A 14,038-nucleotide genomic window follows, 5' to 3' on the forward strand; every position below is an offset into this window, starting at 1 on the left:
AAAAATGGTGGCCTACCCTTAGAAGGGGAAGAAGAAGTTTGGCATGAGTTATTCACTGGGGTTAATTATTTGGTCGCTTGTTTGAATCGAAAAGTAGCAATAAATTGTCATTTAGTCGAGCGGAATTATAATTCTATTAAAAAGATTAAATGACTTGTGGATATGAAACGAGGCAAAAAGCCCTCTCAAACGACCCGTTAGAACCGGACGCTGAAGTAAGTTCGATACGAAATAGCCTACGAACGATTATTTTAGACGAGCAGCTTTTAAAGGCGGTTTTCTAGTACAATCAGGCCGGAAATAAGAAGGGGTTTCTGAACAAATGCCTATTTAATCTCTATTTTGAAAAGCGTCGAAGTGTCAATCGTTGAATCTTCCACTGTCGTTGCTTCGGTATACCCGATGAGCTTGAAAGGCATGTAATTGATGTACTCCTGAAGGGTTGTGAAATAGTCTCTGCCAAACTGCTGGGTACCTTTGTAAAAAACCTGATTATTAATCAGATACTTTCCTGCGTAATTTTTGTAAAGCAGCTCAATAATTTCGTCCAGGTCCTGAAGAATGTACCAGCCAATTTCAGCCAGCAGGATGGCATCTACGGGCAAAGGTTCCTGAAGCACCTGTACGATATCCCCCGTCCGAAAATCCAGCTGGGGAAATTGCTGCCGGGCTTTGCTGATGGCCGTTTCGCTAATGTCATAACCTATCGGAACAATGCCCGTTTCCTGATGAATCCAGTTGCTATAATAGCCTAAGCCACAGCCAAATTCAATGAGGGATTGAATGCCAAAGCGTTTCAGATTAAGAATGGCACACTGACGTCCGTACGGATTGGGCTGATGAGACTGCTTCCAGGGGTCTTCAAACCGCTGATACATCTCTTCAAATTTACCAATGAATTCTCCGTTGTGAATAACATACTCATGATACGTGTTCATAGTGGTTCGGTCTGACGCTGAATCAGTTGAGAATTACGTGTTTTGGTACTCGGGTAAGGATACTGGCGGAGCTGCTGGAGAGCAAGGAATGGCCCTGGGAAAAGAAAAAACAGCCAGCTTCAAAGAAAGCCTGATGGCAGTATAAATCCAATCCTGGGCTCATAAAATTTTATTGATTACCAGTATATTATGTTTTTTAACTAATGAATATTGAATGAATAAGCTTAATTGGTCGGTGGAACTTTAAGGTAAACAGTTTATCTGGAAAGGTAATTTTACATGAAGTTTTAGTAAGCTATTCGATTGTTTAATTAGTAGTTAAAAGCAACGTACAAAGGGAATCTTCATGAAAATTAATAAAATGAGTATTCGACAGGGTGTTCCAATGCCTATTCGTTGTATACGTGATAAAAAGCCTTAACCTGCCTATTTTTCTTTCGTAAGTGTTTTGATCCGGCATAAGTAGTTTTCAGCAGTTATATACAAATATCCATCCGGACTGAAGGAGCAGTTGGACGTAGCGGCACTCAGTTCCAGACGGCCCAGCAATTTCCCCTGCGGGCTGAGAATTACTAGTCCTCCACCACCGGTCGTGTACACATTCCCGCGTACATCCGTACACAGACCATCCGGGGCACGGGAGAGGCCCTGGCGATTCAGCGGCGTAAGATCGTAGAAAATCCGACCCTTGCCGAGCGAGCCATCAGGTTGCATGGGGTAGGCCATCACATACGGTTGCGTATCGTCGGACTGACCGATATACAAGGTTTTTTCATCGGGGGATAAAGCTACGCCGTTGGGCCGTTTCAAATCGCTGATGACCTGCGTAACCGTACCATCGGGATCGAGTCGATAAACGCCGAAAGCTTCGATCTCCCGGGTTTTGTCTTTCTCTTTTTGAGGCAACCCATACGGGGGGTCGGTAAAATAGTAGGCTCCTGAGGAATGCTGACAAACATCGTTAGGCGAATTCAGGCGTTTGCCCTGCCACTGATCGGCCAGGGTACGCTTTCCGCCACCCGATAAAGGCATAACCGAAAGGCGGCGATCCCCGTGTTCGCAGGCAACTAGTTCGCCTTTACTGTTGAGGATCAGACCATTGGATCCAGGTTCGTCGCCGTAGGTACCGATTCCCGTATAGCCGGCTGGTTTCAGAAACGTACGCAGGCCTTCGGTAGGGTGCCACTTAAAAATCGTATTTTGCTTCGTATCTGAAAAGAGGAGATAGCCACCTTTCGCTACCCAGACGGGGCCTTCAGTCCATTGAAAACCGGACGCCAGCACTTCGATGGTCGCATTTGCTGGAAGAATGGCCTCCAGAGCTGGGTCAAGGCGTACGACTTTTCCCAGGGTTGGGTAAACCTGAGCCGATAATGCATACGCCCAGCAAAGGGTACTGATGAGTAGAAGCAATCGTTTCATGAAAAAATAGGTTTTGAATGGTAAACATCTTCCGCAAGTTTCGGATTGACTACGGACAGAAGCGTTTTTAGTTTTGTTTCGAATGAATACAAACCAGGTCCCCAATTTGTTACCCTATCAGGGCGAAGTATTTTTATATCAATCGTTTTTTTCGGTCGAAGAAAGCGATGTACTCTTGCAACAACTGTACGAAGAAATTCCCTGGAAACAGGAGCCCATTCGAATCTTTGGCAAAGAAGTCATGCAGCCGCGGCTAACGGCCTGGGCGGGCGATCTGGATAAGGCCTATGCGTACTCGGGCATTACCATGCAACCCATCGACTGGACGCCAGCCCTGCGAATCATTAAAAATCGTATTGACCCAGATGATCGTTTTACCAATGTACTGCTGAATCTGTACCGCGACGGACAGGACGCCATGGGCTGGCATCGTGACAATGAAAAAATACTCGGTACCAATCCAGTAGTCGCTTCCGTAAGTCTGGGAGCCAGTCGGCTCTTTCAGTTTCGGCATTATACCGACAAAAAGCTGGTTCGTTCCATAGAACTAACCCACGGCAGTGTGCTCCTGATGCAGGGCGAAACGCAGCACTACTGGGAACACCGCATTCCGCGTACGACTCAAGTCACCGAACCCCGCATCAACCTGACCTTCCGGACGCTGTACGGCTAGATTCAGTCGGGTAAATCCTCAATACTACGGGGTTCCAAACGGGGCTGGGCATTCATGTGGTGACGGTACTGCGACGATACTTCGTAGGCCTTGCGGCGTATTCGCATAATGTTGCCCAGCGGCCGATGTTCGGGCAAACAGTGAAACGGATTAAAGGAGAGTACGTCGTCAGCGTAGACACGGCGGGCCGGACTATAAGCTTCTTGAGGGGGAATGACCAAGCGGGCGACGGGTTGGTAGGGGCTCTGCTGCTGGGGCCATTCGACCGAGCCATCTTCCACGGGCATCGTTTGCAAATCGGTACAGAGCTGTACCTGAATTTCGTACTCCGCCGACTGCTTTTTGAAAAATTTTACGACCGCATCCCGAATGGCTGAATCATGGTTGCTCGTATCGATTTCTTCGCCGGTCAGTAGTTTGACCGAAGTGGATAACGGCGTTGCCCGTACTTTCGCCACGTAATCCCCGTACCGAAGAGCGGCCATACTGAAAAAGGTTTCGCCCAAAATATGCTTGACCTGCACGCCCGCAATCTCCTTCTGAATACCCAAAGCATCCAGTACTTTATTGGCCGTTCGACCCGCCTGAGCAATCAGTTTCTGCATTTCTTCGGGACTTTTCGCCTCGCGTTCCAGCGTTTTCTGCTGATCCAGGTATTGATAAATCGTACCAAAAGGAATGACGGGATTATTCACCAGCAGAAAATCCTGTGTAACGGCATTGGCCTCTTCCGGAAGAAATTTCGGACCTTCCACCCCCACAAGCTTGAGAGCCATGCCTTGCGGAGCCCCAACGCCGTCGGGTTGAATACTACCCGGTGCCGTCGAAAACCGGACGATAACCGGATACGTTCGCGGCTCCCGAAAGACGCCCTGAGCCAGCGGTTCCGGCAGGTTCGGGTAGACGTGCAATTCGGCTTTAAGAATGCCATGACTTTTGGCGTGGGCATCGCGGATGGCGTGACGGTATTTGTCGAACATCAGGCGATTGATCCGGGCCATTGATTCAACAATTTCATTGGAAATTTCTTCTTCCCGGGGCTGGATTACTTCAATTGCGTCGGAGTAGGGTACGTACGTAGGCATGCAGGGATAGTGCTGGTGAAAGACTAATTACCCTAAAAAATCCTGCCCATCACAGCAAGAAGGCCTGGCGTCGGAAGCAGTTGGGCCTGACCCATCTTTTTAAACAGTAGAGAGGGAAGGAACATTTTTTTTGAAAATTCAAAGCATAAAGGCCCGCTTCCGGATGTCCCACTGGCCTTTATCCCGAAACTTTCCTGAAAAAAGTACGTATGCAACCTACAACCACTTCCAACACGGCTGTACAACAGCCTGAATACACCTTTATCCAACGCGTATGCATTGCTGTAGGCATCACGCTTATCTTCGTTCTGGGCACGCTGTTGCTCGGATTTAGCTTTGATATTTTATTACTGATCATTGCTTCCTTGCTAGTAGCTCTGCCTTTGCGGGCGGCAGCACACTGGGTCAGCAAGAAGACCAAGTGGAAAGAGGGGGTTTGTATGGTACTCGTTTCCTTGACAGTACTGGGAGCCATCGTCGGCATTTTCTGGATTCTATCCTCGGCCGTGGGCGATCAGGTGAGTACTTTGAAAGAAGATGCTCCTGAGGCTATTGCCAATTTTCAGAAGCAGGTTTCCCGGAGTAAACTGGGAGAGCAGATTCTCTCCAGTATTCCGACGACCGATGAACTCATGCAGCGTCGGGAAAAATGGATGTCGCAGGCTTCAGGCGTTCTTTCGTCCACCTTCGGTACCATTGCCGACCTGTACGTCATCATTTTCCTGGGCATTTTCATTGCGGTACAACCCCGGCTCTATCATAAGGGCATTGTCTTGATGATTCCACAGAAGTCCCGGAAGCGAGCCAGTGAAGTACTCAATAAAGTAGCCGATACGCTGGTTCACTGGCTAATGGGGCAGTTAATCTCGATGACCTTTGTGGGAATTTTAACCTTTCTGGGTTTATGGATTATGGGCGTGCCGCTAGCGGGGGCCCTGGGTCTGTTTGCGGCCATAACGGCCTTTATTCCGAACATCGGTCCGATTATGGCGTTGGTACCGGCCGTATTGTTTGCGTTAATGAATAGTCCGGAACAGGCCTTCTACGTGGTACTGCTCTACGTAGGCATTCAGGCGATCGAAAGTAGTTTGCTGACACCACTGGTACAAAAAAAGATGATAAACATTCCGCCCGCTCTGGTACTGATCGCTCAGTTGATCGTGGGTGTTTTCTCAGGTATTCTGGGCATGATCCTGGCTACACCGATTATGGCCGTAGTATTGGTACTGGTGAAGATGCTGTATATTCAGGATACGCTGAAGGATGATTCCGTGGAGGTATGATTTCGGCGTCGAATTGCGTTACTTTGAGGCCGTCAATCTACCACCGTGTCTCATCTATCTTCCTTAGCAATCGTCATTCCCGCCTACAAAGCGTTGTACCTGGCTGAAACGCTGGCGAGTATCGCGGCTCAGACCAACCAGAAATTTACCCTGTACGTAGGCGATGATGGCAGTCCGCACGACCTGAAATCTATTTGTGATACCTACGCGACTCAACTGAACCTGGTGTATCATCGTTTCCCTGAAAATCTGGGAGCGAAAAAGTTGGTGCAGCACTGGAAACGCTGTGTAGAGTTGGTACAGGATGAAGAATGGATCTGGCTTTTCGCGGATGATGATCTGATGGAGAAGGACTGCGTAGACGTGTTCTACCAAAGTTTACTACAAACGCAGGAACAATACGACATTTACCGTTTCAATTCCCGGGTAATTAATGACCAGAATCAGATCATTCGGGAACATGAAAACAGCCCGGTTGTCGAAAACGCCATGCAGCTGGCCTGGCACATTTTGCGGGACGAACGGGGCAACGTCATGCCCGATCAAATCGTGCGGCGTGCTACGTACAAAACCCTGGGTGGTTACGTTGATTTTCCTTACGCCCAGGCTTCGGACTGGGCAACGGCCATTCATTTCGCTCATCCGAAAGGATTGTACAGTATGCCCGGACCGAAAATCCGCTGGCGGTACAGCGGTTCCAGTATTTCTTCCACGGCCCATCATCAGGCAAAAGAAATCATTTTTGGACACCTGGATTTTATCGAATGGATTACCCGGTACTTCAACGAAGCGGACGCCAATTGCTACGGCCTTTCCCGCGAGCAGATCACGGAAGAAGCCTGGCGAAATCTCAAACGCGTCGTGCGGAATCACTATCGGGGCATTCCGTATAGCTATGTACTGCCCGTCGCCCGACGGCTGCAACGAACCTTTCAATGGGGCATACTAGTGTGCCTCGTCCGGGCGTTTCGAATGACTCGAACGAAGTAAATCAACAGGTTCATGACCACCTTCTTCCCTACAATCACCATCGTTACTCCTTCGTATAACCAGGGAGCATTCATTGAAGAAACCATCGTTTCCGTACTCGACCAGCAGTATCCTAAGCTGGAATACCTGATTATCGACGGCGGTAGTACGGATGAAAGCGTGGAGATTATCCGTCGCTACAGTAAATACCTGGCATTTTGGGAAAGCACGCCCGATCGTGGACAAAGTCACGCCATCAACAAAGGCTTTGCCCGGAGTACGGGAGCCATTCTGGGCTGGCTCAACAGCGACGATCTATATATGCCCGGTACCCTGGCTCAGATCCATCCCATTTTGCAGGAAGCGGACCTGGTATTTGGCAATTGCTGGCATCTTCAGGAAAAGCAAAGCGAGACGGAATCGTTGCGGAGTGACGTGGCTGAAAAAATGCAGCGGGTATCGCTGGTCAATGAAGATTACATCATTCAACCCTCGACCTTCTGGACGCGATCGGCCTGGGAGCAAGCGGGCCCCTTGCGGGAAGATTTACACTTTGCCTTTGACTGGGAATGGTTTCTGCGGGCCGAGCAGCAAAAACTGAAGTTTCAGTACGTGGAAGATTGTTTGTCCGTCTACCGGCTGCATGAGTCGCACAAAACGGGTACGGGCGGTTCGGCCCGGCAGGAGGAAATTCTGCAAATTTACGAACAGTACGCTCCGCATCTGGCGTTGCTGTACGGCATGCTTCGGGAGGAAGACCTGGCCTTGCGGGATTTCATGACGCATTGGAAAGCAAAAGTGCATACCCTGTTGCACGGAACGTCGAGTCGGGCGGCCTTACTGAAAACCCTGCATCCGGAAAAATACGGAGCCTATACGGAAGCCGAAGTAGAAGGCTGCTGGTGTATGCTGTAACAACAAAAAAGCCTCGCTGAAAAGCGAGGCTTTAAAAGGGTGGGTGATGAGGGATTCGAACCCCCGACCCTCTGCTTGTAAGGCAGATGCTCTGAACCAGCTGAGCTAATCACCCTTTTTTTATTTCTGTTTCCCTGTCGTTTGGGGCTGCAAACATACGGAATGAAAACGGCCTTACGCAACTATCTGTCCAAAAAAAGTTTTAAAAAATTTATAGTCCTCTGAAAATCAGAAGCAAAAATTTTACTCTACAATCGTGTATTTGGCTTTGGCCTGGGCCAGACTCATCGCGTTGAAGTGCCACCACTCGCTGGTGATCCCCATGAAGCCGCCAGCGGTCATGGCTTGTCGTAGAATCTCCCGGTTCGCCACGTGCGTTTTGGTAATCTTACCCTGCTGGAGCATTTCGGCTTCTTTGCGGGGATAGGCTTCACTGCCGAAGAAATCGAATGGCGTACCCATGTCGAGAGCCTTACCATCGGCGGTAGCTACCGTCAGATCCACCGCACAGCCGTAGTTGTGAATGGAGCCACGCGTCGGATGAGCGACGTAATTGGTGCGATACTTGGGAGCATACTGCGGCAGGGCTTCCCAGAGTTTCCATTGCACCTTCCGGGAACGAACCCCGTCGTAGACCAGCAAGCGTAGTTCGGGATGATGCTTCTTCAGATACTTGTGGGCTTTTTTGAGTTTTTCGGCGGTTTCCTTCTGGAGAAAACACCGCGTAATGCAGCCATATACGTCTTTGTGAACGAAATTATCGGTCGTTGAATACTTCAGATCCACTAACAAACTGGGATCGACCTGCTTCACATCCACCAGGCCCGCTTTTTCGAGACTTATTTCATCGTCACAGGCAGCCGGGCGATCTGTATACGACGCACAGAAAAGCAGGGTCAGCGAAAGGGCAAAAGACTTTAGTACAATCATACAATCCGGTTGGGAATACACGTGAAGGTATACCCAATTGCCGACCTTTTTGTTTTTCTTTTTCCGGGAAGGTACCATTTTTAGCCATTTTGAGCGAAATTCAGGGCTCAACTGTTTCTGCATTACTTCCCTCATGGCTCTTAATTACCTCTGGATTGGCTTTTTCCTGGTGGCGTTTGTGGTGGCCCTCTTCAAGTTAATCTTCTTCGGCGATACTGAAATTTTTAAGCTGCTGGTCGATGGCATGTTCGAGTCGGCGGAAGTGGCCGTCATGAAAATTGCCTTACCGCTGGCGGGTGTCATGACCTTTTTTCTGGGGATACTGAAAGTGGGTGAAGAGGCGGGTGTCATTGGCTTTCTGGCCCGACGGATTGGGCCGTTTTTCAATAAGCTCTTTCCCGAAGTACCTAGAGATCACCCGGCTCACGGGCAAATGATCATGAACTTTTCGGCCAATATGCTCGGGCTGGATAATGCAGCCACACCCTTTGGACTAAAAGCCATGCAAAGTTTGCAGGAACTGAATCCGAATAAAGAGGTCGCGACCAACGCTCAGATCATGTTCATGACCCTGCACTCGGCGGGTCCGGTGCTGATCCCCCTGAGCGTAATGGCCCAGCGGGCCGTGTACGGAGCCGCCGATGCTTCGGACATTTTCATTCCCTGTCTCATTGCCACCTACGTCGCTACGCTGGTGGGATTACTGTTTGTGGCGTTCCGTCAGAAAATCAATCTGCTGGATCGTACCATTCTGACCTGGCTGGGCGGCCTGACGCTGGCAATTGTGGCTTTGCTGGCGTACCTGACCACCTTATCGAAAGAGGGCATTGAAACGTTCTCCAAAGTATTCAGTAACGTGGTGCTGTTTGGCTTTGTCCTGTCTTTTCTGGGAATCGCTTTTCGTAAAAAAGTAGACGTATTTTCCAGCTTCATCGAAGGAGCCAAAGGGGGCTTTGAAACCTCCGTACGTATCATTCCATACCTGGTGGGCATGCTGGTGGCCATTGGGGTCCTGCGAAATTCCGGAGCCTTGGGGTACGTAGTGGATGGTTTTCGCTGGGGGTTCAGCTTCCTGCCCATCCGCACGGAATGGGTGGATGCCCTGCCCACGGCTCTGATGCACCCCTTAAGCGGGAGCGGTTCGCGGGCGATGATGATTGATACGATGAAAACCTTTGGAGCGGATTCGTTCGTCGGGCGACTGGCCTGTATTTTCCAGGGTTCGGCCGATACCATTCTGTACGTGATTGCCCTGTATTTCGGCTCGGTAAATGTGAAGAATACCCGCTATACGCTCTGGGCCGGACTGGTAGCCGATCTGGCCGGAATTGTGGCAGCTATTGCGGTGGGATACCTGTTCTTTGGTTAAAAAGAAGCTTCCCGAAGGTACGCCTTCGGGAAGCAGATACGATCTCAATCTTCGTCGAGACGTTCGAGAATGTCCATCATTTCGCCAAATTCCTTGTAACCGGGGCGGGTTTCTTCACCACCGAAGAGGGCAATGCCTTTGATGGGAATCTGCTTGAGTACTTCGAGTACATTCATTTCATTTAACCCAAAACCCAGCAGAGTGGGGTACTTGAACGCAAACTGATCGAGATAGCCCAGCGTAGGGGTATCGAGGTGAATAAACGGATCGGAATGCTCAATCAGGTAATAATCGGCTCCGTCGAGTTCGGTTGGTAAGCCTTCCGCCAGATCGAGTTTTAGAATAATGGGAAGTCCCAGCGTTTTCGCTTCGGCTACCAGTTCGGGATGACTGATCTGCAAAACATCCGGCTTATACGCCTCGACCAGCGACTGAATCGTAGTCAAATCGGTAGCCTCGGTTTCACCCACAATGGATACACCCGCCAGCCAGCCTCTGATTTCGCTGAATTTTTCCAGTGCAATGGTATCCATGGAAAACCCCAGCCATTCGACGTACATCCCCGCACAATAGCGGGCATCGGATAAGTTAGTGATATTGGAAATTTTAACGAGCGTACGTAAGGCCATAAGTGCAATGAGTAGACGTATCGTCTTATTTTTTGACAAAACTAGCTGTTTTCAGCTAAAGCCGGGTACGAAAACCAACAGCCAGCGGAGCGGCTGGCTGTAAACGGTACCTTACTCAAAGGAAAGCAGATTAAAGCTTATCTCCTTCGAAAGTCTGACCCTGTACCGACATCTGGTACTTGATTACTTTTTTATCCGCATCCCGGACAAAAACAATGGTGGCTTCGTAACCAGGCACGGTAAAGGTGTCGGCTGCATTCGGTGAAGCGAGCAGTTCTCCCTTGCCCTGACCAATGGCTTCGGCCATCAATTTTCCGTCTTCGATGGTAACCATAAACGATTCAAATACCCCCTCAACGCCCTTGTATTTTCCCACGTATTCTTTCCATTGCGTACTGTCAGCCTGAATACGGGTTTGAATTTGAGCAACTTGGAGAATAGATTTGGCTTCTGCTGAATACGCTAGTGCCAGGACAATAAGTAAAGCTTTCATCGGAATAGTGGTTTTGTTTGACCAAATCTATTCAACAAAAAGAAACCCGCAAAATTGCGGGTCATGAAGACTAAAGCGTCGACAAACTGGACTACTAATGCTGAATTTTCGGGTGCGGAATGATTCGCCAGCCGGGCGTATTTTCGGCGTGACGGGCTACGATCTCGGCAGCCACATCTTCCAGAATTTCAGCATTTGAAGTAAAATACAGGCTTTTGTGCCGTTGCTCATCAAAGCTGATTTCAAAATATTCGTTGTGAAAAGCTTCTTCTTTTGGGTCTACCAGTTTGTAATCCATTCGTATGATCGTTTGGTTGATGGACAACGACCTGTACTAAATTCATGCCAGTTTAGCCTTCCAGCGTCACCCGGGAACGCTCGCATACGCCGCCTACGGGCGGATTGTACTTGGAAACCGAAACTGCAATCTTCTCCACATGCGGGTACTTTTCACGGATGCCCTGAATGATCTGATAAGCAATATGTTCGAGCAACTTATGCGAATGTCGCATGATAACGGATACGATTTCGTAGACCTTGGCGTAGTTAACGGTCTCACTCAGTTTGTCGTGAATGGCCGCCTGCTGAAAGTCAACGGTAATGATCACATCGATGGAGTACCGATTTCCAATTTTTTGTTCTTCTTCGTAAAAACCGTGGTAGGAAAAGAATTCCAGACCTTCTAAGGCAATTGTTCCCATGAAAAAAAGGGGAGCGTTTCCGCTCCCGTGCATTGTTAGATTTTATCGAAGAACGAACCTTCTTCCTTGTGTTCCGCCTGAACGGGTTCCTGAGGAACTTCTGCCGGTGTTGGTTCCGGAGCGGCTGTCACCTCGGCAACCGTAGGTAGTATTTCTTCCTGAATCTCTACCGGTGGCAATTCGGCCAGGGGTTGCGTAGCCGGAATACTCGCGAGTACGTTGTTCAGTTCCGCGGCTTTTTCTTCAAACGGAATCTGGTGCGAGCGTTCTTCAAATCGCTGGGCCCGTTCGAGTGTCTCGCCGGCGTATTCTTTAATCTGCGAAAGCAGCGTTTGTTTGTATTTATCGATGGCCTTGATGTCGCGTTCAAGTCCCTTTAGCTCATTAACAGCCTCTTCGATGATATACCGGGCTTTGTTTTCGGCATTCATCAAAAGCATATTGGCTTCTTTACGAGCGTTGCTGAGGGCTTCTTCGGCCTGCTGATGGGCTTCTACCACTTTTTTCTGTGACTCTTCCTGAGCTTTTACCGCCATTTCCTGACTGGTCGTCTGAGCCGTCTGAAGGGTCTTGTACAGGGTGTTTTCAAGGGCCTTCAGTTTGCTGAAATCACTTTCGGTACGTTCGATACGTTCGTGTAACAGGCGATTTTCGTCCATCAGACGTTCCCATTCCTGCGAAAGCGTGGACAAAAACGCGTCTACTGCATCTTTGTCATAACCCCGGAACACGCGTTCGAACGATTGTTTGCGAATATCAAGTGGTGTAATTTTCATGTTGGTATCGGGGAGAAACCCTACGGGAAAAGAGCTTCCGGGTCGGGTTTGTGAAGGTTTCTACATTCAAATTTATCCAATCCCATCACATTTCGGCCTGAAATATGATCTTATTTCCAAAAAACAGCTTTTAAGGCTGTTCGGTTACTTTCCAAACCGAAAGCAGTCGATCATCCGAAGCAGAAATGAGTCCGGCTTCGACGGGTAACCACAACGCTCGGTTGATGGAAGTACGGTGACCGGCAAAGCGGGCCCAGTCCAGTACTTTCAGCAGACGAAGGCTGGCCGCATCCCAGATTTTTAGCGTTTTATCCATACTGGCGGTGATAATTTTCTGATGATTGGGACTGTACGTCAGGTGATTAATAGCGAACAAATGAGCCACCACATCCTGATGTAACCGGTAGGGGTCCGCAACCGCCCAGGTTTTTAAATGAGCATCACGACCACCCGAATGCAGCCAGCGACCGTCGGGAGAATAACGAACCGTAAAGACGGATTGCGTGTGAGCGGCGATGATAAATTTCAGCGATAGCGTGTTCAAATCAAAAATTTTGATGGTATTATCGCTATAACCTACGGCAAATTCCTGACTAAACGGATTGACGTCGATGCTTCGGGCGGAGGCATTACTAGCCTTTAAATGCTTGCGTACCTGAAAAAGCTCCCGGTCCAGGATCGTCACTGTACCATCGCCCTGAGCCACCAGAGCCAGATTTTCGAACAGGCAAATATCGAAAATGGGCGAGGCCGTCAGTTGAATCGAATCCTGCTCTATTTTGCTCTGCGGATCGATCCGGTGAATGCCATTAAAATTTTGTCCTACCCACAGCAAACCTGTTTGGTCATCCATCTTCAAGGCGTATACCGAGGCAGGGATGCGGGCGACCAGTTCGCCCAGATCGGGTCGGGCTAAATCCCAGCGAATGACCAGGCCATCGCTACCGGAGGAAAAAAACTGGCCCGGTTCCAGTGCGGCCTCCAGGGCGTAAATCGCATCCCGGTGACCCGCAAACGTATCTATTTTTTCAATGTGTAATCGCATAGCTCGTTAGGTACTTCGCACCCCAAAGGGTAAACCTCGAAACGAACGGTTGTGTACCAAGTCCTTGAGGATTTTCTATTTTTGCCCTAAAATTAAGCATAATCGAATGCCATTGGTTTGGATACGGCCTTTTGAGGGGCGAGGGAGGGTTGCTCTCTGGGAAATTACGGAAGATTTGGAGGATCTGCAAAGAGCCTTCCGGGGAAGTCCGGCAGATGTAGCAGCGTACGCGGCAATTCATCATCCGCAAAAACAAAGGGAGTTTCTGGCCAGCCGGATTCTGATCCAAACGTTGATTGAATCGGTGGGCGAAACGTACCACGGAATTCGGAAGGATTCATACGATAAACCTTTTTTGGAGAATACAGAGAGTCATTTTTCTCTCTCGCACTCCCTGCGATTTGCCGCAGTCGTGTGGCATCCGGCGGCTCGGGTGGGGCTGGATATTGAACCAGTCAGCGAGAAATTATCCGTAGTTGCCCGCAAATTTTTGAGTGAAGACGAATGGGATCACGCAGACCATCAGCTGGAACGGCTGGCCGTATACTGGACCGCGAAAGAAGCGTTGTACAAACTTTACGGCGAGAAAAAACTGAGTTTTAAAGGGAATATTCCCATCGAGCCCTTCGCTGACGAAGCCGAACGTATTTACGGCTGGATTCGTACGCCTGAGCAAAGCATTCGATACGCGTTGTCGGTGATACGCGTTGAAGATTGTATGCTGACGGTGGCGGCGGAACAGGAGGAGAAGTTTAGAGCGGCCGCCGCTGCGGTTTAGAGTTTTCCGTTTTCCGTTTTCCGTTTTCCGTT

At 49.3% G+C, this 14,038-nt stretch carries 16 protein-coding genes and 1 tRNA gene; 6 read left to right on the forward strand and 11 right to left on the reverse strand.

From position 1 onward, the window contains the following. Nucleotides 1–326: 326 nt before the first annotated feature. Both BWI93_RS26030 and BWI93_RS26035 read right to left on the reverse strand, forming a co-directional pair. A complete protein-coding gene (locus BWI93_RS26030; RefSeq protein WP_094816865.1) occupies nucleotides 327–938 on the reverse strand; it encodes a trans-aconitate 2-methyltransferase in 612 nt (203 codons plus the stop codon). A gap of 426 nt (nucleotides 939–1,364) precedes the next feature. Continuing rightward, nucleotides 1,365–2,360 carry an SMP-30/gluconolactonase/LRE family protein gene (locus BWI93_RS26035; RefSeq protein ID WP_094816866.1) on the reverse strand — a complete coding sequence of 332 codons (996 nt, stop codon included), beginning with the start codon at nucleotides 2,358–2,360 and terminating at the stop codon, nucleotides 1,365–1,367. Nucleotides 2,361–2,466: 106 nt separating this feature from the next. Between BWI93_RS26035 and BWI93_RS26040 the strand changes: the two genes are divergently transcribed. Continuing rightward, the gene (locus tag BWI93_RS26040) at nucleotides 2,467–3,033 is read left to right on the forward strand and encodes an alpha-ketoglutarate-dependent dioxygenase AlkB (RefSeq protein ID WP_255158083.1); all 567 of its coding nucleotides are present in this window, start codon (nucleotides 2,467–2,469) and stop codon (nucleotides 3,031–3,033) included. A gap of 2 nt (nucleotides 3,034–3,035) precedes the next feature. Here the strand turns inward: BWI93_RS26040 and BWI93_RS26045 are convergent, their stop codons facing one another. Further along, a complete protein-coding gene (locus tag BWI93_RS26045) occupies nucleotides 3,036–4,118 on the reverse strand; it encodes a catalase family protein (protein WP_094816868.1) in 1,083 nt (360 codons plus the stop codon). Nucleotides 4,119–4,327: 209 nt separating this feature from the next. On the opposite strand from BWI93_RS26045, the gene BWI93_RS26050 reads away from it, so the two are divergent. From BWI93_RS26050 to BWI93_RS26060, 3 genes are read left to right on the forward strand one after another with little or no spacing between them, the layout of a single operon-like run. Then, the gene (locus BWI93_RS26050; protein WP_094816869.1) at nucleotides 4,328–5,401 is read left to right on the forward strand and encodes an AI-2E family transporter; all 1,074 of its coding nucleotides are present in this window, start codon (nucleotides 4,328–4,330) and stop codon (nucleotides 5,399–5,401) included. Between the two features lie 45 nt (nucleotides 5,402–5,446). After that, nucleotides 5,447–6,391: a glycosyltransferase family 2 protein gene (locus BWI93_RS26055; RefSeq protein ID WP_094816870.1), complete on the forward strand. Its 945-nt coding sequence runs from the start codon at nucleotides 5,447–5,449 to the stop codon at nucleotides 6,389–6,391. 12 nt (nucleotides 6,392–6,403) lie between these two features. Then, entirely contained in the window at nucleotides 6,404–7,285 is an 882-nt protein-coding gene (locus BWI93_RS26060) for a glycosyltransferase family 2 protein (protein ID WP_094816871.1), read from the forward strand. A 40-nt stretch (nucleotides 7,286–7,325) separates the two neighbouring features. On the opposite strand, the gene BWI93_RS26065 is transcribed toward BWI93_RS26060, so the two are convergent. Together BWI93_RS26065 and BWI93_RS26070 are read right to left on the reverse strand one after the other, a co-directional pair. Next, nucleotides 7,326–7,400 (reverse strand) — tRNA-Val (locus BWI93_RS26065). A 128-nt stretch (nucleotides 7,401–7,528) separates the two neighbouring features. Then, nucleotides 7,529–8,215 (reverse strand): M15 family metallopeptidase, encoded by a 687-nt coding sequence (locus BWI93_RS26070; protein WP_094816878.1) that lies wholly within the window; start codon nucleotides 8,213–8,215, stop codon nucleotides 7,529–7,531. A 133-nt stretch (nucleotides 8,216–8,348) separates the two neighbouring features. Between BWI93_RS26070 and BWI93_RS26075 the strand changes: the two genes are divergently transcribed. Next, complete coding sequence (locus BWI93_RS26075; RefSeq protein WP_094816879.1) at nucleotides 8,349–9,584, forward strand: nucleoside recognition domain-containing protein; 1,236 nt, start codon at nucleotides 8,349–8,351, stop codon at nucleotides 9,582–9,584. A gap of 44 nt (nucleotides 9,585–9,628) precedes the next feature. On the opposite strand, the gene BWI93_RS26080 is transcribed toward BWI93_RS26075, so the two are convergent. From BWI93_RS26080 to BWI93_RS26105, 6 genes are all read right to left on the reverse strand, one after another. Beyond that, nucleotides 9,629–10,213: a hypothetical protein gene (locus BWI93_RS26080; protein ID WP_094816872.1), complete on the reverse strand. Its 585-nt coding sequence runs from the start codon at nucleotides 10,211–10,213 to the stop codon at nucleotides 9,629–9,631. Nucleotides 10,214–10,343: 130 nt separating this feature from the next. Then, nucleotides 10,344–10,706: a hypothetical protein gene (locus BWI93_RS26085; RefSeq protein ID WP_094816873.1), complete on the reverse strand. Its 363-nt coding sequence runs from the start codon at nucleotides 10,704–10,706 to the stop codon at nucleotides 10,344–10,346. Nucleotides 10,707–10,800: 94 nt separating this feature from the next. Further along, nucleotides 10,801–11,004: a hypothetical protein gene (locus BWI93_RS26090; protein WP_094816874.1), complete on the reverse strand. Its 204-nt coding sequence runs from the start codon at nucleotides 11,002–11,004 to the stop codon at nucleotides 10,801–10,803. Nucleotides 11,005–11,056: 52 nt separating this feature from the next. After that, nucleotides 11,057–11,407, reverse strand: coding sequence for a dihydroneopterin aldolase (gene folB / locus BWI93_RS26095; RefSeq protein ID WP_094816880.1), 351 nt, complete (start codon nucleotides 11,405–11,407; stop codon nucleotides 11,057–11,059). 35 nt (nucleotides 11,408–11,442) lie between these two features. Further along, the gene (locus BWI93_RS26100) at nucleotides 11,443–12,183 is read right to left on the reverse strand and encodes a DivIVA domain-containing protein (RefSeq protein WP_094816875.1); all 741 of its coding nucleotides are present in this window, start codon (nucleotides 12,181–12,183) and stop codon (nucleotides 11,443–11,445) included. Between the two features lie 130 nt (nucleotides 12,184–12,313). Beyond that, nucleotides 12,314–13,228, reverse strand: coding sequence for a WD40 repeat domain-containing protein (locus BWI93_RS26105; RefSeq protein WP_094816876.1), 915 nt, complete (start codon nucleotides 13,226–13,228; stop codon nucleotides 12,314–12,316). A gap of 106 nt (nucleotides 13,229–13,334) precedes the next feature. Here BWI93_RS26105 and BWI93_RS26110 point away from each other — a divergent pair, with 106 nt between their 5' ends. Beyond that, nucleotides 13,335–14,006, forward strand: coding sequence for a 4'-phosphopantetheinyl transferase superfamily protein (locus BWI93_RS26110; protein WP_094816877.1), 672 nt, complete (start codon nucleotides 13,335–13,337; stop codon nucleotides 14,004–14,006). Nucleotides 14,007–14,038 lie beyond the last annotated feature (32 nt).

It is taken from the genome of Siphonobacter sp. BAB-5385, from assembly GCF_002261125.1.
Classification (GTDB): Bacteria; Bacteroidota; Bacteroidia; order Cytophagales; family Spirosomataceae; genus Siphonobacter.

Excerpts from the sequence above, each read along its gene's own strand:
- BWI93_RS26030 (WP_094816865.1), bottom strand. The coding sequence starts at position 938 with ATGAACACGTATCATGAGTATGTTATTCACAACGGAGAATTCATTGGT.
- BWI93_RS26035 (WP_094816866.1), bottom strand. The coding sequence starts at position 2,360 with ATGAAACGATTGCTTCTACTCATCAGTACCCTTTGCTGGGCGTATGCA.
- BWI93_RS26045 (WP_094816868.1), bottom strand. The coding sequence starts at position 4,118 with ATGCCTACGTACGTACCCTACTCCGACGCAATTGAAGTAATCCAGCCC.
- BWI93_RS26050 (WP_094816869.1), top strand. The coding sequence starts at position 4,328 with ATGCAACCTACAACCACTTCCAACACGGCTGTACAACAGCCTGAATAC.
- BWI93_RS26060 (WP_094816871.1), top strand. The coding sequence starts at position 6,404 with ATGACCACCTTCTTCCCTACAATCACCATCGTTACTCCTTCGTATAAC.
- BWI93_RS26070 (WP_094816878.1), bottom strand. The coding sequence starts at position 8,215 with ATGATTGTACTAAAGTCTTTTGCCCTTTCGCTGACCCTGCTTTTCTGT.
- BWI93_RS26075 (WP_094816879.1), top strand. The coding sequence starts at position 8,349 with ATGGCTCTTAATTACCTCTGGATTGGCTTTTTCCTGGTGGCGTTTGTG.
- BWI93_RS26080 (WP_094816872.1), bottom strand. The coding sequence starts at position 10,213 with ATGGCCTTACGTACGCTCGTTAAAATTTCCAATATCACTAACTTATCC.
- BWI93_RS26085 (WP_094816873.1), bottom strand. The coding sequence starts at position 10,706 with ATGAAAGCTTTACTTATTGTCCTGGCACTAGCGTATTCAGCAGAAGCC.
- BWI93_RS26090 (WP_094816874.1), bottom strand. The coding sequence starts at position 11,004 with ATGGATTACAAACTGGTAGACCCAAAAGAAGAAGCTTTTCACAACGAA.
- folB (WP_094816880.1), bottom strand. The coding sequence starts at position 11,407 with ATGGGAACAATTGCCTTAGAAGGTCTGGAATTCTTTTCCTACCACGGT.
- BWI93_RS26100 (WP_094816875.1), bottom strand. The coding sequence starts at position 12,183 with ATGAAAATTACACCACTTGATATTCGCAAACAATCGTTCGAACGCGTG.
- BWI93_RS26105 (WP_094816876.1), bottom strand. The coding sequence starts at position 13,228 with ATGCGATTACACATTGAAAAAATAGATACGTTTGCGGGTCACCGGGAT.
- BWI93_RS26110 (WP_094816877.1), top strand. The coding sequence starts at position 13,335 with ATGCCATTGGTTTGGATACGGCCTTTTGAGGGGCGAGGGAGGGTTGCT.